The following is a 2,376-nucleotide window of genomic DNA, read 5'->3' on the forward strand; positions in this document are numbered from 1 at the left end:
AGCGGGAAGAGCCATTATCGCGCCTACAGGCAGTCCGCTAATCAGGCCCGCGACAACCAGAGCACTAAGCATAGAGCTGGCTCGCGGCAGCGCGGCCATCGCCACAGCCGTGAACACTAAGCCGATAACAATTACCAGGTTCGGTCGCTTCGACCAGTCGGCAACGATGCCTCCGATCGGCACCGACAACGCGCTCAACCAAACGGCTATACTTGTGGCAGAACTCGCTGACGCGATTTCCCATCCTCGTCCTGTAAGGAGAATTGGGCCAAAGGCAAAGATCATTGCAAAAGAGGCATTAAATAGTCCCCACATCCCACCCGCGAGCAGGATGCAAGCCAAGGTCTTACCGTATAGGAGGCCACCCGCAGGACCGGTTGTGACCTTAGGCTGCCGATAAAGCAATAACAGCGATGCAAACCCGATGGCCGCAAAAACCGCCGTTAGCGCAAATGCTCCGGTAACACCACCGGAATTTGCAGCATGAGGTTGAACTAGCAATGCGATGCCGATACCAGCGGGCCAGGAATTGACAAACAATGCCATCGCAGTAGCGATCTCTCGACCGTCGAACCAGTCGGTGACCATCTTTGACATCAAAACGTTCAGGACAACTCCTCCACCTCCGGCGAGAACTCGTCCAACTAGTTGCTCCTCCCATGTCGTCCCGAACGCAGAGATTAACCCGCCCAATGTCATTAGCGTGAGGCCCGTTAGGACGGCTCGTTTGTCTCCAAGATAGCGACCGATAGCTCCTCCGGGTAATGCAAAAATGAGCCCGGGAGCCAAATAGAGACCAACAAGAAGTCCGACACCCGCTGCATCCACCTGAAAGGTCTGCCCGACTATGGGGCCCAGTGCACCAACGGTACCAAATTGAAAAGCCATTGCTGTTCGGATCAAGAACAGCAATGTCAGCACGAGCCACCGGTTGGACATTACTAAACTTTCATTTCTAGCACGCAATGATGGCACTGTGCTTAGCACGTCGCGCGTCTTTGAGGTTGCTCCTATGATGTCCCAGTTGGTGTAGGTCTCTCGGACGCGAGCAAGCGCAGTGGCATCAAGGCGCTCGTATCGACGCGGCCAAGAAACCTGCACCGAGCACCGAGGGCGGCATCTGCCCAGCGCTCGGCAACGTCCGCAGGTGAGAATAGAACCTACGCTCTGCTGGCTCACGGAAAGCGTGGCTCGTGCCCCATTCCGCACTTTTCGGGCGCGCGCCAGATGTTACAGAATGCGATAGGGACCACTACGCCCTGTAAACCCGATAGTCTGCCCGCTTCGCTATTGCGTCGTTCGGCCGGAGAGAGCTTTGATCGCTAAATAGGGCCAGCTCCACATCGCGGAATGGGGCGACCACCGTCTGCATATGCGACCACCACGACAATCTCATCCGGTCTCGGCGCGTCAGGTACTGAAACTGTCATGGTGTCGAAATGATCAAATGACCAAGCCTCGTCCTTATGCCCGAGCGGCACATCGATGGCGGTTGCAGGCGTGCCGATCTTCACATTCGAAGGAATGACGGATTTCCCCCCACTAACAGCTTGTCGCATCGGCTTGCCAAGCATGGGATGAATACAGGCTCCACCATGCTCTATCTCGCCGTGCAGCCCTACGATTGCCGCCTTGCCATATGACACGACCGGGCGACTGAATTCGGCAACCAGTGCCTCTGCCAACATGTTCCCGACAGTGCGACCCGCTTCGAAGAGATTCTCGAGATCATTGACGAACCGCGCCGAGAACGGGTTCGAGAAGATCGCAAGCCCGGCTACCCGAGTGACTGGCGTCGCTAGCTCTTCTCCCATCTCATAGGAAATGACTTCTTTGACGATCGTCGTCTTTCTGACAAGTAGCATTGTGCCAGCTCCCGATCTGCGGAGGGGGCTGTTAGGCCCAACCTAGCTCACGCAACGACCAGTCGGCGTTCCAGATCTTCGTCATATGGCGGATCTTGTCGCCATCGAAGTCCATTACGTAGGTATAATCGGCTTGAACACGTTTGCCAGTTGGGGGCACTGGTCCACCTTCGCCGGTTTGAGTGCCAGTAAAGACTGCCGCAGCGACAACAGCTTTTCTTTCTTCATCGACACCCCAAGCCTTCAGCTTGTAAGAACCGTCCGGGATGGGACCAAATAGACCCTTCATCCAGTCCGTGTAACCCTCGAGGGTCTTCACCTCAGCAAGCGCATCCGCCTGACAGGAAAAAGACGCATCAGGGGTGCAGAACTGCTGACAAGCTGTCCAGCCCTTTCCAGTTTCGCATGCTTCAAAGAATGCTTTCGCCGCAGTCTCCATTGCCGACATCGTTTCCTCCTGCTTTCGATTTATGGCCCTTGGCTAACGCAGTTGAGTGAACAATGCCACGAA

Annotated in this window: 3 protein-coding genes; all 3 read right to left on the reverse strand. The window is 55.7% G+C overall.

Features of this window, described 5'->3' with window-relative positions; all coding sequences use genetic code 11:
* A partial coding sequence (locus AC33YF_RS13700; protein ID WP_491777770.1) for an MFS transporter occupies positions 1-939 on the reverse strand: 939 nt, incomplete at its 3' end.
* A 383-nt stretch (positions 940-1,322) separates the two neighbouring features.
* Positions 1,323-1,865 carry an amino acid synthesis family protein gene (locus AC33YF_RS13705; protein WP_491777772.1) on the reverse strand — a complete coding sequence of 181 codons (543 nt, stop codon included), beginning with the start codon at positions 1,863-1,865 and terminating at the stop codon, positions 1,323-1,325.
* A gap of 31 nt (positions 1,866-1,896) precedes the next feature.
* Positions 1,897-2,313: an ester cyclase gene (locus AC33YF_RS13710; RefSeq protein WP_491777773.1), complete on the reverse strand. Its 417-nt coding sequence runs from the start codon at positions 2,311-2,313 to the stop codon at positions 1,897-1,899.
* Positions 2,314-2,376 lie beyond the last annotated feature (63 nt).

The sequence above is a fragment of the Methyloceanibacter sp. genome (assembly GCF_058506495.1).

Excerpts from the sequence above, each read along its gene's own strand:
- AC33YF_RS13705 (WP_491777772.1), bottom strand. The coding sequence starts at position 1,865 with ATGCTACTTGTCAGAAAGACGACGATCGTCAAAGAAGTCATTTCCTAT.
- AC33YF_RS13710 (WP_491777773.1), bottom strand. The coding sequence starts at position 2,313 with ATGTCGGCAATGGAGACTGCGGCGAAAGCATTCTTTGAAGCATGCGAA.